At 45.4% G+C, this 24,336-nt stretch carries 23 protein-coding genes; 9 read left to right on the top strand and 14 right to left on the bottom strand.

The genetic code is table 11. The annotated features are described in order from the left end of the window. Window positions 1-9: 9 nt before the first annotated feature. The 3 genes from ACT6R0_RS15620 to ACT6R0_RS15610 all read right to left on the bottom strand — a co-directional run bounded on the left by ACT6R0_RS15620 (window position 10) and on the right by ACT6R0_RS15610 (window position 2,360). A complete protein-coding gene (locus ACT6R0_RS15620) occupies window positions 10-840 on the bottom strand; it encodes an OmpA/MotB family protein (RefSeq protein ID WP_444654582.1) in 831 nt (276 codons plus the stop codon). Window positions 841-903: 63 nt separating this feature from the next. Further along, on the bottom strand, window positions 904-1,911 hold the full coding sequence (locus tag ACT6R0_RS15615) for a glycosyltransferase family 2 protein (protein ID WP_444654580.1): 1,008 nt from the start codon (window positions 1,909-1,911) through the stop codon (window positions 904-906). Beyond that, the gene (locus ACT6R0_RS15610) at window positions 1,908-2,360 is read right to left on the bottom strand and encodes a type I restriction enzyme HsdR N-terminal domain-containing protein (protein ID WP_444654578.1); all 453 of its coding nucleotides are present in this window, start codon (window positions 2,358-2,360) and stop codon (window positions 1,908-1,910) included. Before ACT6R0_RS15610 ends, ACT6R0_RS15615 begins: the two co-directional genes overlap by 4 nt. Window positions 2,361-2,412: 52 nt before the next feature. Here ACT6R0_RS15610 and holA point away from each other — a divergent pair, with 52 nt between their 5' ends. From holA to ettA, 3 genes are read left to right on the top strand one after another with little or no spacing between them, the layout of a single operon-like run. Continuing rightward, the gene (gene holA / locus ACT6R0_RS15605; protein ID WP_444654577.1) at window positions 2,413-3,417 is read left to right on the top strand and encodes a DNA polymerase III subunit delta; all 1,005 of its coding nucleotides are present in this window, start codon (window positions 2,413-2,415) and stop codon (window positions 3,415-3,417) included. A gap of 42 nt (window positions 3,418-3,459) precedes the next feature. Further along, window positions 3,460-3,642: a CAL67264 family membrane protein gene (locus tag ACT6R0_RS15600; protein ID WP_265175848.1), complete on the top strand. Its 183-nt coding sequence runs from the start codon at window positions 3,460-3,462 to the stop codon at window positions 3,640-3,642. A gap of 34 nt (window positions 3,643-3,676) precedes the next feature. Then, entirely contained in the window at window positions 3,677-5,368 is a 1,692-nt protein-coding gene (ettA, locus tag ACT6R0_RS15595) for an energy-dependent translational throttle protein EttA (RefSeq protein WP_444654575.1), read from the top strand. A 36-nt stretch (window positions 5,369-5,404) separates the two neighbouring features. On the opposite strand, the gene ACT6R0_RS15590 is transcribed toward ettA, so the two are convergent. The 3 genes from ACT6R0_RS15590 to ACT6R0_RS15580 form a co-directional block, all read right to left on the bottom strand. Further along, entirely contained in the window at window positions 5,405-6,145 is a 741-nt protein-coding gene (locus ACT6R0_RS15590; RefSeq protein WP_444654573.1) for a hypothetical protein, read from the bottom strand. Between the two features lie 120 nt (window positions 6,146-6,265). Further along, window positions 6,266-6,760 (bottom strand): hypothetical protein, encoded by a 495-nt coding sequence (locus tag ACT6R0_RS15585; RefSeq protein WP_444654572.1) that lies wholly within the window; start codon window positions 6,758-6,760, stop codon window positions 6,266-6,268. Between the two features lie 176 nt (window positions 6,761-6,936). Then, window positions 6,937-7,716 carry a hypothetical protein gene (locus ACT6R0_RS15580; protein WP_444654570.1) on the bottom strand — a complete coding sequence of 260 codons (780 nt, stop codon included), beginning with the start codon at window positions 7,714-7,716 and terminating at the stop codon, window positions 6,937-6,939. A gap of 212 nt (window positions 7,717-7,928) precedes the next feature. Here ACT6R0_RS15580 and aroC point away from each other — a divergent pair, with 212 nt between their 5' ends. The 3 genes from aroC to ACT6R0_RS15565 all read left to right on the top strand — a co-directional run bounded on the left by aroC (window position 7,929) and on the right by ACT6R0_RS15565 (window position 11,802). Beyond that, complete coding sequence (aroC, locus tag ACT6R0_RS15575; RefSeq protein ID WP_444654566.1) at window positions 7,929-8,975, top strand: chorismate synthase; 1,047 nt, start codon at window positions 7,929-7,931, stop codon at window positions 8,973-8,975. 164 nt (window positions 8,976-9,139) lie between these two features. Continuing rightward, a complete protein-coding gene (locus ACT6R0_RS15570) occupies window positions 9,140-10,084 on the top strand; it encodes a choice-of-anchor J domain-containing protein (RefSeq protein WP_444654565.1) in 945 nt (314 codons plus the stop codon). A 122-nt stretch (window positions 10,085-10,206) separates the two neighbouring features. Then, the gene (locus ACT6R0_RS15565) at window positions 10,207-11,802 is read left to right on the top strand and encodes a T9SS type A sorting domain-containing protein (RefSeq protein ID WP_444654564.1); all 1,596 of its coding nucleotides are present in this window, start codon (window positions 10,207-10,209) and stop codon (window positions 11,800-11,802) included. 102 nt (window positions 11,803-11,904) lie between these two features. Here the strand turns inward: ACT6R0_RS15565 and ACT6R0_RS15560 are convergent, their stop codons facing one another. Next, entirely contained in the window at window positions 11,905-12,318 is a 414-nt protein-coding gene (locus ACT6R0_RS15560) for a thiol-disulfide oxidoreductase DCC family protein (protein ID WP_444654562.1), read from the bottom strand. A 1-nt stretch (window position 12,319) separates the two neighbouring features. Continuing rightward, complete coding sequence (locus ACT6R0_RS15555) at window positions 12,320-14,488, bottom strand: endonuclease MutS2 (protein ID WP_444654561.1); 2,169 nt, start codon at window positions 14,486-14,488, stop codon at window positions 12,320-12,322. Between the two features lie 134 nt (window positions 14,489-14,622). Between ACT6R0_RS15555 and ACT6R0_RS15550 the strand changes: the two genes are divergently transcribed. The 3 genes from ACT6R0_RS15550 to ACT6R0_RS15540 all read left to right on the top strand — a co-directional run bounded on the left by ACT6R0_RS15550 (window position 14,623) and on the right by ACT6R0_RS15540 (window position 18,843). Continuing rightward, the gene (locus ACT6R0_RS15550) at window positions 14,623-15,288 is read left to right on the top strand and encodes a uracil-DNA glycosylase (protein WP_444654560.1); all 666 of its coding nucleotides are present in this window, start codon (window positions 14,623-14,625) and stop codon (window positions 15,286-15,288) included. A gap of 149 nt (window positions 15,289-15,437) precedes the next feature. Beyond that, on the top strand, window positions 15,438-16,550 hold the full coding sequence (locus ACT6R0_RS15545; protein WP_444654559.1) for a hypothetical protein: 1,113 nt from the start codon (window positions 15,438-15,440) through the stop codon (window positions 16,548-16,550). Continuing rightward, complete coding sequence (locus ACT6R0_RS15540) at window positions 16,504-18,843, top strand: hypothetical protein (protein WP_444654558.1); 2,340 nt, start codon at window positions 16,504-16,506, stop codon at window positions 18,841-18,843. Before ACT6R0_RS15545 ends, ACT6R0_RS15540 begins: the two co-directional genes overlap by 47 nt. A gap of 9 nt (window positions 18,844-18,852) precedes the next feature. Here the strand turns inward: ACT6R0_RS15540 and ACT6R0_RS15535 are convergent, their stop codons facing one another. The 6 genes from ACT6R0_RS15535 to ACT6R0_RS15510 form a co-directional block, all read right to left on the bottom strand. Then, window positions 18,853-19,785: a transglutaminase domain-containing protein gene (locus tag ACT6R0_RS15535; protein ID WP_444654557.1), complete on the bottom strand. Its 933-nt coding sequence runs from the start codon at window positions 19,783-19,785 to the stop codon at window positions 18,853-18,855. A gap of 26 nt (window positions 19,786-19,811) precedes the next feature. Continuing rightward, window positions 19,812-20,657, bottom strand: coding sequence for a substrate-binding domain-containing protein (locus tag ACT6R0_RS15530; RefSeq protein WP_444654555.1), 846 nt, complete (start codon window positions 20,655-20,657; stop codon window positions 19,812-19,814). After that, on the bottom strand, window positions 20,657-21,529 hold the full coding sequence (locus tag ACT6R0_RS15525) for a nucleoside phosphorylase (RefSeq protein ID WP_444654553.1): 873 nt from the start codon (window positions 21,527-21,529) through the stop codon (window positions 20,657-20,659). Before ACT6R0_RS15525 ends, ACT6R0_RS15530 begins: the two co-directional genes overlap by 1 nt. Window positions 21,530-21,619: 90 nt before the next feature. Beyond that, window positions 21,620-21,970, bottom strand: a complete 351-nt coding sequence (locus ACT6R0_RS15520; RefSeq protein WP_444654552.1) for a translation initiation factor — start codon at window positions 21,968-21,970, stop codon at window positions 21,620-21,622. 179 nt (window positions 21,971-22,149) lie between these two features. Further along, window positions 22,150-23,100 (bottom strand): isopenicillin N synthase family dioxygenase, encoded by a 951-nt coding sequence (locus ACT6R0_RS15515; protein ID WP_444654551.1) that lies wholly within the window; start codon window positions 23,098-23,100, stop codon window positions 22,150-22,152. Between the two features lie 136 nt (window positions 23,101-23,236). Continuing rightward, the gene (locus tag ACT6R0_RS15510; RefSeq protein WP_444654549.1) at window positions 23,237-24,265 is read right to left on the bottom strand and encodes a M28 family metallopeptidase; all 1,029 of its coding nucleotides are present in this window, start codon (window positions 24,263-24,265) and stop codon (window positions 23,237-23,239) included. Window positions 24,266-24,336 lie beyond the last annotated feature (71 nt).

Below are 24,336 nucleotides of genomic sequence, written 5' to 3'. Positions count from 1 at the left end.
GCTTTACTACTATTTCTGGCCTTTCATTTCTTTTTCGATCATATCGTAGAACTGGTCGATCTTAGGCAGTACAAGGATCCTTGTCCTCCTGTTACGGGCCCTTCCTTCGGCAGTTGTATTGGCTTCAAGCGGAACGTATTCCCCACGGCCTGATGCTACAAGTCGTTGCGGTTCTATACCGAAATCTTTCTGCAGAACCCTTACGATTGACGTAGCACGCTTAACGCTAAGGTCCCAGTTGTCCTGAAGCACAGGGTTTTTGATCGGCACATTATCAGTGTGGCCTTCTACCATACACTCAAAGTTTGGCTTATCTTTCACGATAGCAGCCACTTTGCCAAGTATTTCTTTAGCTCTGTCTGTAACTTCATAGCTTCCACTTTTAAACAAAAGCTTGTCAGCGATAGAAATATAGACAACACCTTTTTCTACGTTAACCTCGATGTCCGGGTCGTTAACACCAACAGCCCTTTTAATGCTTGATACAAGCGCGATAGTTACAGAGTCCTTACGTGTAAGGGCATCCTGCAAACGCGTGATCTTGATGTCTTTTTCTTTAAGGCTTTCAAGAGTTTTTTCAAGGTTCTCTGCACCTTTTGATGAAAGCGTGGTAATTTGGTCTTTCGTAGTGATCAGCTGGTTGTTGCTTGATTTAAGGTCCTCAATTCGGGCAGCCATAACATCTTTCTCAGCAAGGCAAGTGTTTAGCTTTACGGTTGCTGAATTTAGCAGGTCCTGGCATTCTTTGTTCTTGGCTTCAAGCTCGGCGATCTTCTTTTTCGCGCCGCATGAAGTCAGCGTCAAACTGGCTAAAGTCAATAATAAAATGGCTCTTTTCATACGTTCAAAGTTTTAAATTTTAACAAAATTAGGGATTAAAAGACTAAATAATAACGAATTTGTCTATAAACTATTGTTAAAATTTTTGTCAAAAACCTTGCCGCCTTTAGTAAAATAGTCCCAAACGATACTATTGGACTTGTAGTAATTTTTGTACTGTTTTGGTTCTCTTTTGTTTAAGAAGTAAAATAATTTTAAATAAAAATAAAAGTGCGCTTTTAAAATTGCAAAAAAGTGGGGAAATCTCCCCAACATAATGAAGCGCATACCCGCTACGCCGTCCAAAAACAGTCGAACAAACAGTATCGGGAACAATTTTCCGGCAGGTAAGTTCTTTACCATCATCCAAAGGGAGTTCCTGAAGTTGAGGAACGTTTTGCGTGGGTTGTTGCTGCTAAGCGTTGCCCCGCCCACATGATAAATGACCGAACTGTGGCAATAGCGCGTTCTGTAGTTATGGTTGAAAGCCCTCCAGCATAGGTCGATCTCTTCCTGGTGGGCAAAAAAGTCTTCGTCAAAACCTCCAAGTGTACGGTAAGCTTCTTTCCTTATGAAAAAACATGCCCCGGATGCCCAGAATATTTCGGTAGCATCATCATACTGGCCTTTGTCTTCTTCAATGGTCTCGAATATCCTGCCACGGCAGAACGGAAAGCCATACTTGTCGATAAATCCCCCTGCAGCACCGGCATATTCAAAGTAACTTTTATTCTTATAGTCCAGTATTTTTGGCTGTATGATGGCGGTATCAGTATCGGTCTCAAATAGTTCAATGATCGGTGCCAGCCAGCCTTCGGTCACTTCCACATCCGAATTGACCAGTGCATATATTTCCTCTTCAACATTTTCCAAAGCTAGATTATATCCCTTTGCATAACCAAAATTCCCGGTGTTTTGGATGATCCTTACTTCCGGATAATTCACCCTGACAAATGCCACAGAATCATCTGTTGAAGCATTATCGGCCACATATACCGTTGCTTCGGGCGAGTATTGCGTTACAGATGGCAGGAATTGTTCCAGCAGTCCTTTTCCGTTCCAGTTCAGTATTACGACAGCAATGCTTTTCATAGGGCAGGGTTATATTCGGGCAGGTCACGCAGGAAAATGTATTTCTCCGCCTCATGGTCCATTTGGCAAAAGTAATGATCTAGCCCGTTGGTCACCATCATGTATTCAGCATCCACAGTAAGGTTGTAGCGTGCTATCTGGTCGAAAGTGTTTTGTGATATCGGTACTTCTGGTGCTTTGCATTCCACGAGTATCAGTATCTTTCCGTCGGGCCTGAAAACGACCACATCATACCTTTTGGTAAGGCCGTTTATTTTAATGATCTTCTCTGCGTTGATGTGCGACTTAGGGTATTTTTTTTGTTCCAGCAAAAAGCAGACTACATGCTGGCGTACCCATTCCTCGGGTGTGAGGACGATAAACTTTTTGCGTATGCAGTCAAAAATAGCGGGCTTATTTTCACTATTTTTGAAACGGAAACTATAGTCGGGAAAATTCAGTTTTTGCATCGCGCAAAAGTAAGATTTTTAGACATACCACCATAAATGTTTTTAAAAGCCAATGGACGAAGTTGTTAAAATTGTAAATGATATAAAACAGGGCAACATTAAGCCTATTTATTTTTTGATGGGCGAAGAGCCATACTATATTGACAAGATAACCGATTTTATTGAAGGCAATATACTTTCGGAAGATGAAAAAGGCTTTAACCAGATGGTGCTGTACGGGAAGGATGTAAGTGTGGACGAAGTTGTTTCTCATGCCAAACGCTATCCAATGATGGCTGACAGGCAGGTGGTGATCGTAAAAGAGGCCCAGGAACTGTCCCGCACCATCGAAAAGCTGGAGAGCTATGCCAACAACCCACAGCCTACAACGGTTTTGGTCATTGCGTACAAATACAAAACCCTCGATAAGCGCAAGAAAGTAACCAAGCTCATCGAAAAGAACGGCGTGGTTTTCGAAAGCAAAAAGCTGTACGAAAACCAGGTGGCCGACTGGATAAAGCGTGTGCTTTCAGGAAAGAACTATACCATTGAGCCTAAAGCCGCGGCCATGCTGGTCGAGTTTTTAGGCAACGACCTGAGCCGTATCAGCAATGAGCTAGACAAGCTCATGATCATCCTGCCGGCAGGCAATGCCATTACGCCAAAGCTCATCGAGGACAACATCGGCATCAGTAAGGATTATAATGTTTTCGAGCTTCGTAAGGCCATTGGCGAACGCGATGAACTGAAAGCCTATAAGATAGCAGAATATTTTTCTCAAAACCCTAAGGATAATCCGCTGGTAATGACCGTGGGGCTGGTATTCGGTTTCTTTTCGCAATTGCTGCAATACCACGGGTTGAAGGATAAAAGCCCTTTCAACGCTGCTAAGATATTAAAGGTGAATCCCTATTTTTTGAAGGATTACGATATTGCCCTCCGCAATTACCCCATGCGCAAAGTGAGTGCGATCGTAGCCACACTTCGGGACATCGACGTAAAAAGCAAGGGTGTTGGGGCAGGCAACATCCCACAAGCTGACCTGCTGAAAGAGATGCTGGTGAAGATTTTTAATTAGAGATATAATCCCGATATTTGCAGGCTAAATGAAAAGATAATTATGGGAATGAATAAGAATACTATCCTTGGGTGGGCAACTTTTATAATGATATTGATGGGGCTGTTGCTCATAGGATTGGGTGTGTACCGCTACGCCGATGTGGCCGGATGGGGATTTAGCGCAGTGGGATTGGGCTTTTTTGCGATAGCGTGGGTGTTTAGCTCGCTAAAAGGAAGGGTGTAACAAAACTGATAAACGAATCAACAAATAAATAAAAATGGCAGACGATAAGAAAGTAATATTTTCGATGTCCCGCGTAGGGAAGACCTACCCGGGGGCTCAAAAACCGGTACTGAAGGATATTTACCTGAGTTTCTTCTATGGCGCTAAGATCGGTATCCTGGGGCTTAACGGGTCGGGTAAATCTTCATTGCTGAAGATCATTGCCGGGATAGACAAGAGTTACCAGGGCGATGTGGTATTCGCACCTGGTTACACCGTAGGTTACCTTGAACAGGAGCCGATACTGGATGAGACCAAAACGGTGATCGAGATCGTGCGCGAAGGCGTTGCCGAAACCGTAGCACTTTTGGATGAGTTCAATAAGATCAACGACAGCTTTGGTGACCCGGAAGTATATGAGGATGCCGACAAGATGCAAAAACTGATGGACCGCCAGGCCGACCTTCAGGATAAGATCGATGCATCAGGCGCGTGGGAACTGGATACCAAGTTGGAGATCGCGATGGATGCCCTTCGCACACCGGATCCGGATACTCCCATTAAGGTGCTTTCGGGTGGTGAGAAAAGGCGTGTGGCACTTTGCCGACTATTATTGCAGCAGCCGGACGTACTTTTGCTTGATGAACCTACCAACCACCTTGATGCCGAGAGCGTACTGTGGCTGGAGCAACACCTTCAACATTATGCAGGAACTGTTATTGCCGTAACGCACGACCGCTATTTCCTTGATAATGTAGCAGGATGGATACTGGAACTTGACAGGGGCGAAGGCATTCCGTGGAAAGGCAACTACTCGTCTTGGCTTGACCAAAAAGCCAAACGCCTGGAGCAGGAGGAGAAAACCGCCTCCAAGCGCCGCAAAACCCTTGAGCGAGAGCTTGACTGGGTACGCCAGGGAGCCAAAGGCCGCCAGACCAAGCAGAAGGCGCGTCTCCAAAATTATGACCGACTATTGAATGAGGACCAGAAGGAACTCGACGAGAAACTGGAAATATACATCCCGAACGGGCCCAGGTTGGGTACCAACGTTATCGAAGCGCATGGTGTAGCCAAAGGCTATGGGGATAAACTTCTTTATGACAACCTGAACTTTACCCTGCCACAAGCGGGAATTGTGGGCATCATCGGGCCGAACGGCGCAGGTAAGACCACGATCTTCCGTATGATCATGGGTGAGGAGACTCCTGACAATGGGGAATTTACCGTAGGTGAGACCGTGAAGATCGCTTATGTAGACCAGTCGCACTCCAACATTAACCCTGAGAAGACCATTTGGGAGAATTTCTGCGACGGGCAGGAGCTTATCATGATGGGTGGCCGCCAGGTGAACTCGCGCGCCTACCTTAGCCGCTTTAACTTTAGCGGAAGCGACCAGAATAAAAAGGTGGCAGCATTGTCGGGCGGTGAGCGCAACAGGCTGCACCTTGCCATAACCCTAAAGGAAGAAGGCAACGTGCTGCTGCTGGATGAGCCTACCAACGACCTTGATATCAACACGCTTCGTGCGCTCGAGGAAGGTTTGGAGAACTTTGCCGGCTGTGCGGTGGTTATTTCCCACGACAGGTGGTTCCTGGACAGGGTATGTACACATATACTTGCATTTGAGGGCAACTCTGAAGTATATTTCTTTGAAGGCAGCTTCTCGGAGTATGAAGAGAATAAGAGAAAGCGCCTTGGCGGTGACCTTACACCAAAGAGGATCAAGTATAAAAAGCTTATACGATGATAAGATGGAAGCCCACGCAATGCGTGGGCTTTTTTTTTAAAACAGCGGCACTATCCTGCCATTCTCTATTTTTCCTTTAAGCTTGATGGAGTCGCCATTCCGGTAGATTATTTCCTCAATATTTACAGGGTCGTATATGGGTTTTTGTTTAAGCGCTGAATCAATATATTTGTCAATGTGGCGATTAAGTCCATAAAGGCTTTTGAGCATCTTAATGTTCTTTAAAAATTGTTTTTTCTCGACAGGGCCGGGCTTTCGCACTTCTGATTCGATATCTGTAGTTTCGCGCAAAATATCGTAATAGTCGGGATGGCTGTTGGTAGCAAATGTAGCATCGTCATAGCGATGATCATTCTCCACAGCGATACCTTTGAAGATAGCATCCTTAAAATCTACAGGATAAACATCGTTCCCAATTTTTATAATAGCGGAAGGGTTGGGGATCACGGTATTCACATGGTCAAAAGCCCATTTTGGCCTTCGCTTCCTGTTGCCGCCACGCACCCTGCCGTAATGAGTTACCCGCACACCAACTTTAAGTACGCACAGGGCCGCACTATCACCCGAAAATGGGGCAGTATAGATCTTGTTGGATGTTATTGTACCTTTCAGTAACGGGAGTTCTTCCAGCCGTATGGTTTCTGTCAACTTATCATTAGCTGCTTCTTCCATTTGGTCCATTGTCGAATTGATGAACCGGAACCACACGATCAGGATGATCACACTGAGTAAAATAAACCCTCCACATCCTATTGCTAATGCCTTTACTATTTTCATCGTCTTTATTTCCTGCCAAATGTATTAAATTTTGCAGTAGCTTATGATGAGCAAGAATGTATGGGAATGCAAAAACCCACGCAATGCGTGGGCTTGTTTTTTTCTTTGTCTGTTCTTAGGTTAGAATTTGAACCTGATACCAAGAGCGATGTCCGGGCCGAAATTATCTTCGCGGAAATCATCACCAAAATAAAGTTCAGGCCTGAAATCAAGGGATAGCATCAATGGTATGTCAAAGTTGTATTCGATACCAATGTCACCTGCCGCAAAAAGGAAGGTACCACTGTCATCATCGCCATCATAATAGGCAGGCACGTTGTCAAACTCCCATGAACCTACACCACCACCTACACCGGCGTACCAGTTAAAGCCACCTTCGATGTTCCATACCCATTGGTATAGGGCAGCCAGTTTAATAGCATCATAATTTTTTGAGTCGCGCCATCCAAGGTCGAGCTCCAGCCTGTTGTTGTCGCCCAATAGGCGCTGGTAGGATAATTCACCCCCAAATCCGTCGTTGTCACCAAGGCGTAAACCAAGTGCGTTCCTGTCCTGTGCGTTTGAGCTAAATGCTAATCCGATTAGCATGAAAGCAGATAACAATAGTTTTTTCATAATGATCCATTAGTTGTTTACTTGAGGCAAATTTAAAAAGGTCATTTTTGTAAGAATATGCTATTGTTAATGTTTTAACAGTTATCATTTTGTTAAACTTAATCTTACTAATTCTAAAAGGCAGTGCCCCAAAGGTTTTAAAACCTTTGGGGCACTTATTGAATGTTATTATATTTCTATTCTACCTCGTAGTCTATCAAGATCTCCTCCTGGGTTTCTGATCCGCTTTGCGGTATTGGCAATTGCGCGCCAAATGGTCCCAGTTCATACTGGAAACGGGTGTCTACATATACAACCCCAATCCCTTCCGCATAATATTGGCTTGAAATTAATACATCCTGGTCGCTCATGAGTGGTATAGGCAATCCCTGAAAGTTGGCAGAGATCGCCAGTGAAAGTTTTGTCTCAATGCGTTTAACATTGGTATAAGTTTGATCATCCACGCTATAGGTGGCCAGGTTTTCTTTGGCTGTGGTCGTAAGTGTATAATCAATGGTAAGTGGTACGCCTTCATATGTTTGGTTGATGGTACCGCTAACATTGTCAAGCTGTGTATTATTGGCTGCACCCTCTTTAAATATTTTAAAGTCGGAAATGGCAATGCTCACCGGAAATTCTTCAGAAAAAGGAATGGTCGCCGAACCTGATACTAAAAGTTCGTCGCCGGATATACGGGTGCCGTTATTGCTCAAAGCTCCTGAAAAGAAACCTGAAGCAAGGAATTTGGTTTTTAATTTTTTGTACGTATTGTTGCCGATCACGGTATCGTTGGCTACATATAACGAATCTCTGCCATTCTGCAGTGATCCCTGTACATCGTACACCCAGTAATTGCCTGTGGCAACAGGGAGGAAATTGGTAGCATTGCCATTATTGTTGTTGCCATTGCTGTCGTCGCTGGAGCAGGATACGACAAAGAAGCCGAGTAAAATAAGTAATGATCCGATTTTTTTCATAGGTCAGTTAAGTATAAGTTTCTGCGAATATACTTATTTTTTTGTATGATGCGGAACGAATTGCGTGAAGGATGGGAGCGGCATCCCACCGCTTTTTTCGGCGGTGGATACAGCGGACAGCCTGACGCTGTAGCTTGCGGAAGCGGCACGCCCAAAAGATTATGGTATTAATAGTGAAGAAACCCTTATTTTTGTGGAAACACTTCACTACAATGGCAGGAAATACTTTTGGCACCTTATTCAGGCTTACGACTTTTGGCGAATCGCACGGACCGGCAATAGGTGGCATTATTGATGGCTGCCCCCCGGGCATCGAACTGGACTTCGATGCGATACAGCATGAACTCAACAGGAGGAAGCCAGGACAGTCGTCGATCGTAACACAGAGGAAGGAAGATGATACAGTGCAATTCCTGTCGGGTATTTTCGAAGGTAAAACTACAGGTGCGCCCATAGCGTTCGCTGTGAATAATACTAACCACAAGCCGGATGACTATTCCCATATTAAGGATGTATACCGACCATCTCACGCTGATTATACCTACGACAAAAAGTATGGCATTAGGGATCATCGTGGCGGCGGCAGGAGTTCCGCGCGCGAAACCATCAGCAGGGTAGTGGGGGGCGCAATTGCGCGACAGATCATTCCCGATATTAAGATCAATGCGTTCGTGTCGTCGGTAGGCGATATATTCATAGACAAGCCGTACCAGGCGCTGGACCTTTCGCTAACAGATAATAACGCAGTACGCTGCCCGGACCCGGCAACGGCAGAAAAAATGGAGGCATATATTAAGGAGGTACGCAAAGAAGCCGATACAGTGGGCGGGACCATAACCTGCGTATTGCAGAACGTGCCTGCCGGTTTGGGAGAGCCTGTATTCGATAAACTGCATGCCGAGTTGGGCAAGGCGATGCTATCCATTAATGCGGTAAAAGGGTTTGAGTATGGAAGCGGCTTTTGCGGCGCAAGGATGAAGGGCAGTGAGCACAACGATCTGTTCAATCCTGATGGTAATACCCGGTCAAACCTTTCAGGAGGCATACAGGGCGGTATAAGCAATGGTATGGACATTTATTTCAGGGTGGCATTTAAGCCGGTTGCAACTATCATGAAAGAGCAGGAAACCATTGATAATTTAGGGAACATTGTACAAATGCAGGGCAGGGGAAGACATGATCCATGTGTAGTGCCTCGTGCAGTACCTATCGTAGAGGCCATGGCCGCGCTCGTATTGACTGACTTTTCACTAATGTAGTATAGTATTAATTTTTGTAATATTTTATCAATTAGTGTTTTAAGTTTATTTAGTTAATTTTTGATTTATTGTTTGATCTTTGTGTCTCGTTTACCTGTAATATATAGTGTTTATTGACTTTCGATCGAAAAAAATCTATCTTTGAAGGAAACAAAGCTAGCATCATGAACAAACAACTACTATTGGCAATAATACTGCTATTTTCCATTTTTACGGCAGAGGCCCAAACTGTTTTGATCGAAGATGGTTTTGAGGATTACGAGGATTTTGCTATTTCTGGTTTTGGTGGATGGATCACCCTTGATCTTGATGGTTCAACAACCTATACCGGTGGCGGGGGAATACCGTGGGAGAATGGCAATGACCCGCAGGCATTCATAATTTTCAATCCCGTGGCTGCCATGTCAGAAAATGTTGAAACAGGTGACGAGGTGAGGAATTTTGATCCTCATGGAGGGCAAAAATATGCCGGGTCCTGGGCGGCTGTAATGCCGGGTGATGATGAAGGCGGTGCAGGCCCGAATGACGACTGGCTTATAAGCCCGCCGCTGGAGCTTGGGGCTTCCGGGAATGAGGTTACTTTTTGGGTCAAATCACTTTCGAACAGTTATGGGCTTGAAAATTATCAGGTAGGTATATATTCGGGTGATGGAGTGCCTGTTGGGTCTTCTGACTTCACGTTATTGCCGGGAGCAGGCGACCTTAACGCACCTTATCCAGAATGGGAATTAAAAACGTTTTCACTGGATGACTATGCCAACCAGACCATAAGGATAGGCATCCATTGCATATCTGAGAACGTGTATTTTTTCATGGTTGACGACTTTAAGGTCACCACAGCTACAACTGCGGGTGTTAACAATAGTCTTTCATCGCTGGTTTCAGTATATCCAAATCCCGCTACCAATGTGGTGAACATTTCCGGTAAAAATGACGTCCTTATTAGTAATGTTAGTGTTACCGATGTTAACGGCCGTTTGGTAAAACAGGTGAATTCGGGGAATGTTGATGTAACACAGATCAGTTTGTCCGGCCTTGAGCCTGGCGTGTACATAGTGACGATTTTGTCAAATGAGGGAAGTATGACAAAAAAAATAGTAAAAAACTAATTAGTTCTCAATATTATAGAAGAAACGCGCTGTAATAGCCCATTTTTTTTGCTAAATTTTCATTTGATAAGTTGGACGTGAATTATTTTTTCCTATTTTTGGGAAAAATTAAAATTATCATCATGAAAAAACTATTACTTTGTTTGGGGATGGTTGCCTTTTCCCAAATTTCTATGGCACAGGTTGCCTTAACTGAAAGTTTCGAGAGTGAGACTTTCCCTCCTACAGGATGGACAGTAGAAAATACACACCCTACAAAGAACTGGGCAAGGATGGGTGAAACTACACTTACAGATTTCCCTCCTCTTACAGGTACGGGATCTGCTTATGTTATGTGGGACACACCTATCGCTTCAGACGAAAGCCTGATCACACCTGGCTTTAGCCTGCTTGGGTATTCGTCAGCTTACCTGAACTTCAGCTTTTATGGAAGTTATACGTATATGGTAGCACCTAACGATAATGGTGATTTTACTGTATCCGTTTCAGTTAACAACGGTGCATGGCAAGAGGTTTGGAACGAGGAAGATGAAGATGAGGCTACTTTCGACGAAGGTATTATCTACAAGAGGATCGACATTAGCGCTATCGCTGCCGGCCAGACTAACGTAAAGGTGAAATTCAATTATTCTGCTCTTGATTCTGATGTTGTTGTTCTTGATGACGTAAGCGTTACAGCATGTGCGCCTATCTCAGGACTTACACTTGCAGCACTTACTTCAGGAGGCCCTTCATTTACTTGGGAAGGTTCAGCTGCAGGCTACTCGATCGAATACGGCCCGGCTGGATTTACACAAGGTAACGGTACAGGAACTGTAACTACAGATACTGAAGCTTACGAGTTCACAAACCTTACAGCTGGTCAGGCTTACTCTTTCTACTTCCGTTCTGACTGTAACTTTGGCGCAACAGGAGCATGGGATGGCCCTTACACAATAGGTGTGCCTATCACTACGCCTGCTACACTTCCTTACAGCTACGATTTCGAAGCTTTCAACAATGCTACTGCAGGATGGGCTACACTTAACGGAACTACCGGTGGTGTATGGGGTGTTTACAACGGACCTGAAGCATTCCAATATGATGGTGGTAACTTTGCAGGTGCTATAGGTGCTGGCGCTGTTACTAACTCATGGTTGTTCTCAAGGGGCCTTAACCTTGTAGGCGGAAGCCAGATCACAGTTTCTTACTGGTTGAGGAAAGCTGATCTTGGTACAGGCGAAAGCATCAACAACAACATGACAGTTACTATCGGTACAGATAAAACTGCTGCTGCGCAAACAGCTATTATCGCTACGCACAATGGTATCGAAGAAACTGAGTACACTCAGCAGACTTTCACTTACAACGTGCCTACATCTGGTATCTACTACCTTGGCTTCCACGCTACAACAGGTATCCAGACAGCCGCTACTGCAGGTGGTATATTGCTTGATGCTGTAAGCGTAACAGGAGAAACTGCAGGAACAAAAGATTTTGCTTCGCAACTATCTGTATTCCCTAACCCTGCTACTAACGTTATCAACGTAGCTAACAACAATGGTATCCTTGTTAACGGTATCCAGATCACTGACCTTAACGGCCGTACTGTAAAAACTGTGAAATTCGCAGGTGTTACAGAGGCTCAGGTTAACATCTCTGACCTTGCAAGCGGTATGTACCTTATGACTGTATCTTCAGACAAAGGAACAATGACACAAAAGATCGTGAAAAACTAATTACAGTTTTCCATAAAAATAAGAAATCCCCCCGCTTTAGCGGGGGGATTTTTATTTTTATATATGTCAGGAAAAATAGTTTGAATAAATATGGATAAGCAGTTACAAAAACTTCGCTTTCATCTCATACGTAGGTATCATACATTCGTCTTTTTTGCCATACCATTTATAACGGTTCTTAGCTATATAGTCATATACCTTATTGGATAGCCATGAAGGCAGTATGGAAAATGTACCCATCATAGGGAAAATGCCTCCCAGCTGCTTTGCTATCTTTATGGCGGCTTCCGCTTTGTAATAGTAAGCATGGCCGGGCTCATAGAGTATTATGGAATCGGTTTTGGAAGTATCGATGCCAATGTGTTTAATGATCTGCAGTCCAAGATCCGACTGCAATGCTACAAAGCGGAATATGTCCTTTTTATCCCTTTTTATAATGAACTGTACCGTGGCATCGCACAGGTTGCAAATGCCATCGAACAATATGATCTTTTTATCTTTAGGCAGGTTCTCCATGTTATTTCTTTGCGGCTTCTACCAGTTCTAATGATTCAAGGTCGACTTTTGAAGTAAAGATACCATAGTTTACCGTTGCCTTTTTCTTCTCGATCACATCGATCGTCCCGACCGATCTGCCATCCAGCATCCGCACACGGTCGCCTACCTTAAGTATCGCTTTAGGCTTCTCCACAGCCTTCTCTTTTATCTTCTTTTCTTTTTTTTCCTGGCGTATCTCTTCCACCTTTACCTGCACTTCGGCAATTACCTGCTTTTGCACTATTTCCTTTTGCTTTATTTCTTTCGGTGTAGCCTTTTTACGCTTGGAGTTCTCTATCTCAACCATTTTCAGGAATTCGCCTATAAGGTCTTTTTTATTTTTGTTGTTGAAGTACTTCTCGCTGATGTCCTCGATCTTTTGGCCCATGTAAATAAGGCGCTGATTGGCATCGTACAATTCTTGGTAGCTTTCCAGTTTTTGCTGTATCTTGGTATTGATGTTCTCCATCTTTTTTCCTTCCTCGCGTGCCTTTATTTCTTCTTCCTTAAGTGTCTGCGAAGTTTTTTCCAGCTTGGAACGCTCCTTTTGCAGGTTGGCTATGGTCTTGTCAAAACGCACCTTGCTGCCTTCTATCTTCTTCTTTGCGCGGTTGATCAGCCCATACGGTATCCCGTTCTTCTGCGCCACCTCAAAAGTAAAGGAACTTCCGGCCTGGCCCAGTATCAGCTTGTACATCGGTTCCAGCGATCTTTCGTCAAAAAGCATGTTGGCGTTAGTGGCATATGGCAACTCGTCGGCCAGTATCTTCAGGTTGGTGTAGTGCGTCGTGATGATGCCAAAAGCCTCCCTGTGGTAAAATTCCTCAAGGAAGGTCTCTGCCAAAGCGCCGCCGAGTTCCGGGTCCGAACCTGTACCGAACTCATCGATCAGGAATAACGTCTTATCGTTGCACTTCTTCAGGAAGTAGTTCATGTTCTTCAATCGGTAACTGTAGGTGCTCAGGTGGTTCTCGATCGACTGGTTATCGCCAATATCGGTCATGATGCGGTCGAATAAAAAAGTCTCGCTACGTTCATGCACCGGTATCAGCAGGCCGCTTTGCAGCATAAGCTGCAGCAGGCCAATTGTCTTCAGCGTGATACTCTTACCGCCGGCATTGGGACCGGATATGACAATGATCCTGTTATCCTGTGTGAGCTCAATGGTTTGAGGGTACGTTATTTCGCCTTTCCTGTTGTTGTTCGACAATAGGATAGGGTGGAAAGCTTCCCTGAAATACAATCGCTTGTCATTAGTTATGGCCGGCAGCAGCGCGTTGATCCTTCGGGCATATTTGGCCTTGCCGGACACTACGTCAATATCGGTCAGGAATTCCTGGTAGTCGTACAATAACGGGACGAATGGCCTTATCACGATACTCAACTGTTTGAGTATGCGCTTGACCTCTTCTTTCTCTTCATATTCAAAATTGGCGAGCTCACGCGATAGTTTAAGCGTCGCCTCAGGCTCAATGTAGGTAATGCTTCCGGTCTTGGAGCTGCCAAGTATGGAGCCTTTCACTTTTCGGCGGTACATGGCCAGGACTGCAAGCACACGGCGGTTCTCTACAACGCTTTCCTTAATATCGTCCAGGTACCCCATGCCGTTATATTGGCTGAGTGCCGATGCGAAGCTTTGGTTGATGCGGCCCTTTACCATGCCCATTTCGCGGCGGATGTTGGCAAGGTCGGGAGACGCATCGTCCTTTACTTCGCCATACTTGTCTACCACCTTATCAATGCTTTTCAGGATCTCCTTAGTGTATTCTACCTGCAATGCCCTTGCGTTGAGGTTGGGATAGTAGTCATTGAACTTCTCAAGGAATTTAATGAGCGTATTGGCCGTGTCCGAGAGGCTGGCGATCTTCCTGAACGCCGTGGCATCGAGGTAGCTGTCCTCAATGGCAAGGAACTTTATCTCGTTGGTTATGGGCTCAAAGCCATGGTTTGGCAGCGCATTGTTATTGTCAAAAGAGGATACATATTCCGATGTCTGCTTAAGCGCCTCCATCAGTTCCTCCTTGTTTTTGAAAGGAGTTATGAGCATCGCCTTCTCATGGCCGGGTTCTGTCGTGCAGCCCGATGCCACTGCTTCAAGCACGGTATGGAATTCTAAGTCTTTAAGTGTTTTATCTGTAATTGTGATCATTCTTTTCGTAAAGCAAATTCCATGCAAAAATACTACATATTGAGCAGGACTGTACATTTGGCAGTAAAGTTTAAGATGGCTTTATATACGGGCAATACGCCACGTTCTTTATATTTGCATATAATTGAAGAATAATGAACGTAGCCATACACGATTCCTGGAAGGAAGTCCTTGCCCCCGAATTTGAAAAGCCTTATTTTGAAAGCCTCATACAATTCGTAAAAAGTGAATATGCCGCATCGGAATGTTATCCACCCGGTAAGCAGATATTTTCGGCATTCGACCATTGCCCTTTCGATAAGTTGGAGGTAGTGATCCTTGGGCAAGATCCGTACCATGGTCCGGGGCAGGCGAACGGCTTATGTTTTTCGGTCAATGACAACATTCCCATGCCTCCGTCATTACAGAATATCTTCCGCGAGATCCAGACCGACCTCGGTAAGCCTTTTCCGCCGACGGGAGATCTTGAGCGTTGGGCAGGGCAGGGAGTGCTGCTCCTTAACTCAGTACTGACCGTGAGAAGGGGCGAGGCTAACAGCCACCAGGGCAGAGGCTGGGAAGTTTTTACGGATGCCGTGATCCAAAAGATCTCTGATGAAAAAAAGGATGTGGTGTTCCTGCTATGGGGAGGGCCAGCCAAAAAGAAAGGCGCACGTGCAGACAGGAGCAGGCATTTGGTACTCGAGTCGGGCCACCCTTCGCCGCTGAGTGCCAATAAAGGGCATTGGTTCGGTAACAGGCATTTCAGCAGGACAAATGAGTTCCTGGCATCAAAAGGCAAGAAGCTGATCGAGTGGTAATGACTTCGGGACCACCGGTTTTTGCCTAATGTTTTGATAGGAAAGATGCTGTGATGGGCACTTATATTTTTTGCTTGAACGAAAATATTTTTGTGCCGGCGCAACAAGAATAATAGTACTTTCGTTAAAGCAAAAACCACCTTAGAGGCATGAAAAAAATACTGCTCCTCCTGATATGTTGCAGCTTATTATCCTGCAAAAAAGAATATACCGTGGAGCGGTCATTCTGCTACTGGAAAACCACATACTGGAACGATAGCATCGATCAGAGGACCGCCGATTCGCTTGGGGTAAAGCATATTTATCTCAGGCTGTTCGACGTGGGCTGGAACCCCTATGCAAAAAGCGCCGCGCCCATGGCTACGCTTTGGGATTTTTCAGACGATGTCAACCAAATGCAGGTGACTCCGTGTATCTACATTACGAACGATGCCATACAGCAAAGCACCCGCCCCCAACTTAAAAAGCTTGCGGAAGATGTGCGTGAACGAATGAACACCATACTCAACGAAACCCGGAGCAAGACTGCACGGTATACGGCCTATAAAAAAGTGAATGACAGCGTTTACAAAGGCGATATGGACTCCCTTGAACGGTATGAAACGACTATGTTCGATAACCGGATAAAAGAGATACTTATCGATTGCGACTGGACCCAGGGAAGCCGTGATAATTATTTCTATTTTTTATCCGAACTTAAAAAAGAGATACCGGCCTATAAAGTTGCCGCGACCATACGCCTCTGGCAGTACAGGGATCACGAAAAGGCCGGTGTGCCACCTGTAGATAACGGCCTGTTGATGTGCTACAATATGGAAAGCCCCACCGATCATAAGAATAAGAACTCAATAGGCTCTCCAAAGATATTAAGGCAATATGTGAACCATGATGATTACCCGCTTAAGCTCAATGCGGCATTGCCGATCTTCAACTGGTCGCTCGTATTCCGGGGCGGACAGTTTTTAGGCATCCTTGCCAATAGCGATATGATCGACATGAATGGTAAACGATTTAAAAAGATCGATGAAAATCGTTATGTATTTACGCGTGATGAGGTTATAGGCGAAACCTTTTACCGCAATGGCGATGAAGTGAGGATTGAAAAGGTGAGCGATGCTGAAATGCGTGAAATGATATCGATACTCAAAGATCACATCGATCTGGAAAACTCGAAGGTTACCTTTTTTTCATGGGATGAAAATTTTATAAAAGACTATGGCATCAAAAACATTTCAAGATATTACAGCCTGTTTGGCTCTTAGCATCATTTTTCTATACAGTTCAACAGCAAGTGCCTGTGGTTGGGGCGATGATGCCGAAACCCTGCGTCTTGCTTTTTTCAGGGCCGAAGCACGCGGCATGGCCAAATTCAGCCCATTTTATTATTCCGAGCATTATTTTAACCAATACGAAATACACAGCACGCAGGACCGTTGGCGTAATTGCCGCGAATGGCAGCAAAAGCTGGGAGCATCTGTTAGCCTCGACCACATCTATGAGCTGCAGTATAAAACCGATCCCGAAAAGTTCCAGCTGGCTTATGAAACCCGTACACTTGGGACTGCATTTCCGCAGAATTCTTTTATAAAAAGCCTGCTGCTTGCCAAAAATAAGCCATTACTTGAGTATTTTGCCTTTGCCAAGGAAATGGAATACTACCAGAATCCGCAAAATTCAAAGTGGGAATCGTGGGACGATACAGGCCGTCGCGATAATTGGGAACAGAATGAGCCACAGTCGGTTTCGCTGGTGCATATCGAGAAAAAACTTGAGCAGCAAAAAGACCATTTCCTGCAGCAGCGCTATGCCTTCATGTTAATACGCTATGGTAATTGGTCAAATATCATAAAGCTGTATGACCGCTATTTTGCCAACGATGGCAACTGTACAGTGCTGCAGCCCTGGGCATTGCTTTTAAGGGCATATGTTACTGAAGACAAGGCTGAGCAAAATTACTACCTGAGCCGCGTGTTCGACCTGTGCGATGAAAAGGTAATTGCCGTGATGCAGCGGTTCAACCATGACGAAGTGGAGCGCACACTGGCTTTCGCAAAAAATGACCACGAAAAGGCTGTGATACTGGCAATAAAAGCAATGCGCAGCCCGGGCCCTGCATTACAGGAGATAATTAGGATCAACGATCTTTCTCCGGGCAGCAATTATGTGAACATGCTGCTTGGCCGCGAGATCAATAAGCTGGAGAACTGGATATTCACCCCCGAAATGATGTCGGCGGGGCCTGAAGCGGGTTCGGAGTATGCCTGGAGCCAGGAATATATCAAAGCCCGCACGGAGAACCTGCAAAAGGATATGGCCTACCTTAGGGAGTTAAAATCTTACATTAAAGACATAAGTACCAAAGGGTCGCAGGACAACGATTACCTTATGTCGTGCCTGGCGCACCTGTGCTTTATGGATGATGACCTGGAAGGCGGCTACAAATATGCGAATGCTATAAGCAATGATGCGCCTGCATCGGTCAGGGCACAAAAGGCGATCGAGCTGGCACTTGTAGCTTCAAAACAGCGGAACCTTTCAGATAGCATTGTGAAGCAGCAGTTTTACGATGCCATCCAGCAATTATATGTGCTTGCGGGGCAAGATGAGTCGTATGGCAAGAGCCTCTACAGCCTGCTTAAAATTTTGAGCGCCGAATATAATAAGGCCGGCGATATGGCCACTGCCGGGCTGCTGTTCCTCAAGGCTGAGAATTTTAAATATTCCACAGACGGTTATGGATGGGGTGAAGATGCCGAGTCGCCGGATTACGAAAAGATAGCATATTTTGACCGTTTGGCTACGCTGAAAGATATGGACAATGTGGTGAAGATCGTTGGGGCAAAAAATAAAAGCGCGTTCCACAAGTTCATTTGCGAAGGTACCACAACGGATGTCAATTTTTATCTCGACCTGAAAGGTGCCATCGCTTTGAGGCAGGACAACCTTCAATTGGCATACGATATATTTAAAAAGATCCCAGATCGCTACTATAAAAAGGATTATCCTTACTATGCCGAACTCGACAGCGATCCGTTCTACCCCGATGTGCTATACTATGCAAAGACCGATGCCGAAAAGAAAGCAGATCATGATTTCAGTAAGGCAGCGTTCATAAAGGAGATCCTCACCCTAAGAAAAAATAACGACCCTGAAAGCTACCTAAAGCTGGGGCATGCTTATTATAACCTGAGCTATCGCGGCAGCCACTGGCTTATGGTTAGCTATTTTCAGGGAAACCTTTACTACGATGCGGTGTATGGCGATATGGAAAAAGCAAAGAAAACTTTTTCGGGGGGTAACTATACCGAATTAACCCAAGCTAAATACTGGTATAACAAAGCTTATAAGGTAGCAGTAAATAAGGAGCAAAAAGCCATGGCTGCGCTCATGCTGCACGTTTGCGAAAGACATACTGACTTTTCACCGTACTATTCATGGGACGGGCCGCGTAAATTACAGGCCGATAAATGGGTAAGGGTTTTTTATAAGGACTTTAAAAATACTAAAACATTTAAAAAATTCAGCTGCCCGGAACTGGAGATGTACCTGCAATAGGAATATTTATCAATTGAACGTCAATGCGCCCAGTATCTCCTCGCTCATGAAAGGCCCGCCGGGAAATTTAGCAGTATAGTCGAGGTTGAGCCACACCTGTCCTCGTTCGTCGATGTGGTAATGGATCTCCTTTCCGCGGCTTTCTTCTACGAACAGAAGTTCTTTAATGAGGTAGTTGGCCGTTTCGAGGTCGGTCTTGCTTCCTATGAGCACTTCAGGGTACAAATGCCCCCCTGTGTGGATGATACGGGGTGTGCCGCCCACAGCACGTATACACGCCGACATCAGGATCGCATGGTCATCGCAGTCGCCCGAAAAATGCTGTACCGACTCACTGGCATGCGCAATGTATTCGCTGTGCTTTGGATCGTCTACATAATTCCAACGGTCGCGCACTTCCTTGAATACTGCAAAACATTGTATCATCCTGCGGTGTTTCTTGTACCCCGGTACGTTCCTGAAATATTTGGTGGTCGCCATTACGGCAAAGTTGCGCACATCGGGATTTGTGTAATTTACCGCATCGATGATCTTCGATTTGTTAGGGAACGGCAACAGCTTTGAGATGATAATGTCCTGCGGGTTGGGGTCCTCCGCCATGCTGTAGACCATCGACCTGTAGTCCTCATACACCGCGTTAAAGCCATAATTGCCGAAAAGCGTACCATACAGCAGCGCCAGCAGGTATAAAGCGATACAAACGATCAGTATGGTTTTAAGCAATCGCAGTATCAATTGGATGGCTGTCACCAACGTGATGAATATCAGGATACGGTCAAGTTGGTAAGGCCATTCCGGATCTGTAAGGTTTTGGTGGATGATAATGAAAAGCGGTATCGCGATCAGTATGTTCAGCGCAAAAATGATAACGGAATCCCATGGCTTCTTAACCTGGAGCTTCGTTTTTATCGTTTCTATTTTTGCGAGGTACGGCTTTATCATCGTGCATAAAAATAAAACAAATTGTTTTATCCCGCTGCAGTTTCAAATGCAGCCTTTTTTTCTATGATTTTCAGTTCGAACAATTGGTCCTGTACTTTTTCAAACGTATTACTGTCCAGTGTCTTTTGTGACCATTCGGTTAATTTAAGCCATTCCCTGATGTCTTCGGTCTGCTGGTTATAACGCTCTGCGAGAATATGATCAATATCCGGTAAGTCTTTAAACCCTGTGGTCATTTGATTAATACTATCCAAAAGCGTACCGATTTCATCCGCATGCGTTTCCAGTACTTCATTCCGCACAGCGATCACAAAGCATGGCCAAGGAGTAGGGCAGTCGCCAACCCTGCGGAATACCCCTGCATCAACTATCGGTTTGGTCATGAACCTTTCCCACATAAAGTAGTCGGCTTTCCCGGTACTCAGCGCTTCCACGGCGCCGTCAAGTGTATTGATAACTTCAAATCGCAGGGCGGTGGTGTCCCATCCCTGCTGCTTCGCGTTCACGATAGCCATCAGGTGCGAACCTGAGCCATAACGGCTTATAGCTACTTTGCCATCTTGCAGATCTTGCAGTGATCGGTGATTAGGTCCGGCCGCAACATGGATACCCCATATTAAAGGCGATCCCACATATACTTGTACTATTTTACTTTCGTTCCCGGCGGCAATATCTTTTATGATGCCTTCTGTCAATATCACGGCAATGTCGGTACTGCCGTCACGCAGCATCTGGCAGAGTTTTCCGGTACCTTCGGGCACATCCGTCCATTCCACATCCAGCCCTACGCCAGCAAATTTTCCTTGCTCAATGCACAAGTGCCACGGCAGGTTAAAATGTTCCGGTACCCCTGCTATCTTTAATGCTGTCATTAGCTGTTTGCGATCTTATTTAAAGTATATTCTATCAGGTTGTTCACGGCGGCATACGGATCTTCACTAAAAGTCCCATTGGCACGGTTGGCAATGATCGCGTTCAGCGAAAGTGCTTCGTGGCCCAGCAAAGCCGAAAGACCGTAAATAGCTGCGGTTTCCATCTCGAGATTGGTTATCCTGTCGCCTTTATAGTTAAAGCTGTCCATTTTCGCGTTGAGTTCCGCATCCTGTAATGCGATCCTCAATACACGTCCCTGCGGACCGTAAAAACCTCCTGAGGTCGCGGTTATCCCTTTATGCATGCTGTCGCTGAATATCATTTGCTCTAGCTTTTTACTGCAACGTACAAGGCACGGGTGGCCTTTACGAAGGTCCCAGTTAGTATGGCCGATGAAAGCCTGCTCTGCTTCCTTGTCGCTAATGGTGTCTATAGGGTAGGAACGGAGCATGTTATCGAGGCTCAGGCCATATTCTGAGAGAACAAAGCTGTTTACAGGAATGTCCGGCTGCAATGCTCCGGAAGTTCCGATGCGTATAATGTTGAGTGATGTATGCTGCTCTTTGATCTGCCTTGTTCCAAGGTCTATGTTGACCAATGCATCGAGTTCGTTAATAACGATATCGATGTTATCCGGCCCGATCCCGGTAGACATCACCGTTATACGGCGGCCTTTATAGATACCTGTCTGGGTCTTGAACTCCCTTTTCTGCTTGGTGAATTCAATGCTGTCAAAATGTTTGGTGATCTTTTCTACCCTGTCCTGGTCGCCAACAAAAATGATGTCGCGTGCAATGTCTTCCGGCTTAAGGTTAAGATGGTAAATGCTCCCGTCGGGGTTGAGTATGAGTTCTGATTCTTTTATTTTCATGGTTAATGCTCTATGTCGGATGTCCGAAGTTTCTTTGCTATCCGAAGTTTGTTATTGGTTTTGTTATTTGGATATTAAAGTTTGGGAATTTTACCCGCCCACCCTTTTTACTTTATATCCTTGTTTCGTAAGATGATCCATTACCTTATCTCTGAAATTTCCCTGTATGATGATCTCACCATCCTTGGCTGAACCGCCTACGCCACACAGTGTCTTCAGCTGTTTTGCCAATGCTTTCAGGTCGTCATCGGTACCTTCAAAGCCTTTGATAACGGTCGCGACCTTGCCGCCACGGTTCTTCTTATCCAGGTGTGCTTCGAGGCGCTGTTCGCCGTTGGCGGGGGTCTCTGTTCCTTCGTCGTTATTGTCGTACTCAAAATCTTTATTGGTGGAGAAGACGAACCCTCCAAGGTCTTCAAGACTGTTTGATCTTTTTGCCATAATATCCGTTATGTATTATGCGGACTGTCATTGCGAGCGGAGAGAAACGGAGCGTGGCGATCTCAGGTAAGATCGCTTCGTCGTGCCTCTTCGCAATGACAGTCAGCAGGAATATCCCATCAATAAAAAAAGCATCAGGCTTTTACACCCAATGCCTTTAAAAGGTATAAAAATAATGATTATTTTTTGATTAATCCCAAATCTACCAAACGTTCGTGAAGGAAATCGCCGGCAGTGATGTCATCATATAATTTTGGATGGTTAGCATCAATGCAATTCTCCAGGCAGTCCAGCTTCATTTCGCTTACCGGGTGCATGAAGAACGGGATAGAATAGCGCGATGTTCCCCACAGTTCCTTTGGCGGGTTCACCACCTGGTGGATAGTGCTTTTAAGCCTGTTATTGGTATGGCGGCTAAGCATGTCGCCTACGTTGATCACGAGCTCGTCCGGCTCGGCAATGGCATCGATCCATTCGCCGTTATGGTTTTGCACCTGCAGGCCTTTGCCCTGTGCCCCCATAAGCAGTGTGATCAGGTTGATGTCGCCATGCGCTGCTGCGCGTACCGCATCTTTAGGTTCTTCGGTAATGGGAGGGTAGTGTATGGGGCGCAGTATGCTGTTGCCCTCCAATACATACTTGTCAAAATAAAACTCATCAAGGCCAAGGTATATTGCCAGTGCACGAAGCACATACACGCCGGTCTTTTCAAGCATTTGGTAAGCTTCCTTGCCCACACTGTTGAATTTAGGCAGTTCGTTCACCTCTACGTTGTCCGGGTATTCTCCCTGGCGTTTTGAACTTTCATCAAGGTATTGGCCAAAATGCCAGAATTCCTTGAGGTCGCCCGCCTTTCGTCCTTTGGCATGCTCCTTACCGAAAGACACGTAGCCACGCTGGCCGCCTATCCCGGGAATTTCATACTTCTCTTTGGTCTCTACAGGGAGGTTAAAGAAATTCCTGACTTCTGCATACAGGTCGCCAACGAGCTCATCGTCGAGGAAATGCCCTTTTAATGCTACAAATCCTATGTCTTCATAGGCTTTACCGATCTCATTTACAAATTTTTGTTTGCGTTCCGGGTCACCCGAAAGGAAATCACGCAGGTCCACACTTGGGATGTTTTGCATAAAAATGGTTTTAAGACGGCCTGTGGCACAGGCCAACCACAAAGTTAAAAATTAATTTTCAGCAATGGTTAAGGAAAAGTTACCAGCTTTAGCAATTAGCATAAAAAAACTCCGGAGGTACCGGAGTTTGATCTTTTTATTTGCCATCCTTATCTACAACGGGGCGGTTATCGCGATTGGCCAGCTCCCATGCGGTAACAAATGCCAGCTGTGCCCGTTTCGCCAGCAGGTCGTATTCGATCTTCTGCGGTTCGTCGCCCGGCATGTGGTAATCTTCGTGCACACCGTTAAAGTAGAAAATGATCGGGATGCCCTTTTTTGCAAAGTTGTAATGGTCTGACCTGAAGTAATACCTGTTAGGGTCTTTCCTGTCGTTGTATTTATAATCAAGGTTCAACCTGGTGTATTTTTTATTGGCTTCTTCGTTGATGTTATGCAGGTCGGTACTAAGGCGGTCCGAGCCGATCACATATACATAATTGCCATTATCCTTATGCTCATCGTCCCTGCGGCCTATCATGTCGATGTTAAGGTCGGCGATCGTACTGGCGATCGGGAACAGCGGATTTTCCGAATAGTAACGCGAACCATGCAGACCGTGCTCTTCGCCGGTAACATGCAGGAATAGTATAGAGCGTTTCGGACCATAACCATCGGCTTTGGCTTTCATGAATGCCTGTGCGATCTCCAAAAGCGCGACCGTACCTGAACCATCGTCGTCGGCACCATTGTACACTTCACCGTTCTTCATGCCCACGTGGTCATAATGCGCAGAAATGACAAGCACCTCCTCAGGTTTCTCACTTCCTTCTATGTAAGCCCAAATGTTTTCTGAGTCGCCCAGTTTGGGACTGAAAGACTTCGACATATATGCGGCGGGTACTTTCTGGTAAAAGTTCTCCGCACCCTTCGGGAAAGAGATCTTATCTGCTTCGTATTGCTTTATTAGGTATTCACCTGCTTTTTTTTGGCCGGGCTCACCCGTGTTGCGTCCCTGCATTTCGTCACCGGCTACAATGTACAGGTGCTTTTTTAGATCTGCAGGCGTAATGGTGTTCATATATTTAGCTACATCGGCCTTGGCGTAGTCCTTTTTGGTATTTTTGCCGGTGCTGCACGAGAGCACGAACAGCGACAGTGAAGCTAATAAAAGTGTTTTTCTCATCAGATGGTTTGTTTTCGGTATTAGTAGTGTAAATATAGTGTTTTGTTACAGGAAATAAAATTTAGCTGCTA

The organism is Flavobacterium sp., from assembly GCF_052437795.1.
GTDB lineage: Bacteria > Bacteroidota > Bacteroidia > Flavobacteriales > Flavobacteriaceae > Flavobacterium.
Note: the sequence above shows the minus strand (reverse complement) of the source record. Positions and strands in the feature narration are given on the sequence as shown.

Excerpts from the sequence above, each read along its gene's own strand:
- ACT6R0_RS15620 (WP_444654582.1), bottom strand. The coding sequence starts at position 840 with ATGAAAAGAGCCATTTTATTATTGACTTTAGCCAGTTTGACGCTGACT.
- ACT6R0_RS15615 (WP_444654580.1), bottom strand. The coding sequence starts at position 1,911 with ATGAAAAGCATTGCTGTCGTAATACTGAACTGGAACGGAAAAGGACTG.
- ACT6R0_RS15610 (WP_444654578.1), bottom strand. The coding sequence starts at position 2,360 with ATGCAAAAACTGAATTTTCCCGACTATAGTTTCCGTTTCAAAAATAGT.
- holA (WP_444654577.1), top strand. The coding sequence starts at position 2,413 with ATGGACGAAGTTGTTAAAATTGTAAATGATATAAAACAGGGCAACATT.
- ACT6R0_RS15600 (WP_265175848.1), top strand. The coding sequence starts at position 3,460 with ATGGGAATGAATAAGAATACTATCCTTGGGTGGGCAACTTTTATAATG.
- ettA (WP_444654575.1), top strand. The coding sequence starts at position 3,677 with ATGGCAGACGATAAGAAAGTAATATTTTCGATGTCCCGCGTAGGGAAG.
- ACT6R0_RS15590 (WP_444654573.1), bottom strand. The coding sequence starts at position 6,145 with ATGAAAATAGTAAAGGCATTAGCAATAGGATGTGGAGGGTTTATTTTA.
- ACT6R0_RS15585 (WP_444654572.1), bottom strand. The coding sequence starts at position 6,760 with ATGAAAAAACTATTGTTATCTGCTTTCATGCTAATCGGATTAGCATTT.
- ACT6R0_RS15580 (WP_444654570.1), bottom strand. The coding sequence starts at position 7,716 with ATGAAAAAAATCGGATCATTACTTATTTTACTCGGCTTCTTTGTCGTA.
- aroC (WP_444654566.1), top strand. The coding sequence starts at position 7,929 with ATGGCAGGAAATACTTTTGGCACCTTATTCAGGCTTACGACTTTTGGC.
- ACT6R0_RS15570 (WP_444654565.1), top strand. The coding sequence starts at position 9,140 with ATGAACAAACAACTACTATTGGCAATAATACTGCTATTTTCCATTTTT.
- ACT6R0_RS15565 (WP_444654564.1), top strand. The coding sequence starts at position 10,207 with ATGAAAAAACTATTACTTTGTTTGGGGATGGTTGCCTTTTCCCAAATT.
- ACT6R0_RS15560 (WP_444654562.1), bottom strand. The coding sequence starts at position 12,318 with ATGGAGAACCTGCCTAAAGATAAAAAGATCATATTGTTCGATGGCATT.
- ACT6R0_RS15555 (WP_444654561.1), bottom strand. The coding sequence starts at position 14,488 with ATGATCACAATTACAGATAAAACACTTAAAGACTTAGAATTCCATACC.
- ACT6R0_RS15550 (WP_444654560.1), top strand. The coding sequence starts at position 14,623 with ATGAACGTAGCCATACACGATTCCTGGAAGGAAGTCCTTGCCCCCGAA.
- ACT6R0_RS15545 (WP_444654559.1), top strand. The coding sequence starts at position 15,438 with ATGAAAAAAATACTGCTCCTCCTGATATGTTGCAGCTTATTATCCTGC.
- ACT6R0_RS15540 (WP_444654558.1), top strand. The coding sequence starts at position 16,504 with ATGGCATCAAAAACATTTCAAGATATTACAGCCTGTTTGGCTCTTAGC.
- ACT6R0_RS15535 (WP_444654557.1), bottom strand. The coding sequence starts at position 19,785 with ATGATAAAGCCGTACCTCGCAAAAATAGAAACGATAAAAACGAAGCTC.
- ACT6R0_RS15530 (WP_444654555.1), bottom strand. The coding sequence starts at position 20,657 with ATGACAGCATTAAAGATAGCAGGGGTACCGGAACATTTTAACCTGCCG.
- ACT6R0_RS15525 (WP_444654553.1), bottom strand. The coding sequence starts at position 21,529 with ATGAAAATAAAAGAATCAGAACTCATACTCAACCCCGACGGGAGCATT.
- ACT6R0_RS15520 (WP_444654552.1), bottom strand. The coding sequence starts at position 21,970 with ATGGCAAAAAGATCAAACAGTCTTGAAGACCTTGGAGGGTTCGTCTTC.
- ACT6R0_RS15515 (WP_444654551.1), bottom strand. The coding sequence starts at position 23,100 with ATGCAAAACATCCCAAGTGTGGACCTGCGTGATTTCCTTTCGGGTGAC.
- ACT6R0_RS15510 (WP_444654549.1), bottom strand. The coding sequence starts at position 24,265 with ATGAGAAAAACACTTTTATTAGCTTCACTGTCGCTGTTCGTGCTCTCG.